The organism is Coprococcus sp. AF51-11b1 (assembly GCF_027682785.1).
GTDB lineage: Bacteria > Bacillota > Clostridia > Lachnospirales > Lachnospiraceae > Allocoprococcus > Allocoprococcus comes.
This window is the reverse complement of the sequence record NZ_JAQCZB010000031.1, coordinates 1-436: the sequence shown is the minus strand read 5'-3', so window position 1 is coordinate 436 and position 436 is coordinate 1. Positions and strand designations below refer to the sequence as shown.

Here is a 436-nt window from a genome sequence, read left to right as displayed (position 1 = left end):
AAAGTTTGTTTTTGATATTTCGTAACGCTTGACAAAAAGATATGAAAAGGATATACTTACATCACAAGAATTGCATAATGCAATTTATAAGGAGGTGATTATATGACGCAAAGAAAAATTGCATTATCCATCGAAGAAGCTGCTGACTATACGGGAATCGGCAGAAATACCTTAAGACAGCTTGTAGAATGGAAGAAACTTCCAGTATTAAAGGTTGGTCGCAAAGTCCTGATTAAAACCGATATTCTGGAAATGTTTATGGAAGCGAATGAAGGTCGTGATTTGAGGGATAGAGGAAATGTAAAAGCCGTAACAAGAACTGCGGCAAATTAAAAAGGCGGCTTCCAAAGAAACCGCCAAAGGTTCTATCAGACCGAAGCCATGATATACCTACACGCAAGAAGATTATACCATGTGCTTCTTCTGATACGCAACC

General features: G+C 38.1%; 1 protein-coding gene. It reads left to right on the top strand.

The window, feature by feature from the left end; genetic code table 11:
• Positions 1-102: 102 nt before the first annotated feature.
• A complete protein-coding gene (locus tag PGY05_RS16380; protein ID WP_004843519.1) occupies positions 103-333 on the top strand; it encodes a helix-turn-helix domain-containing protein in 231 nt (76 codons plus the stop codon).
• Positions 334-436 lie beyond the last annotated feature (103 nt).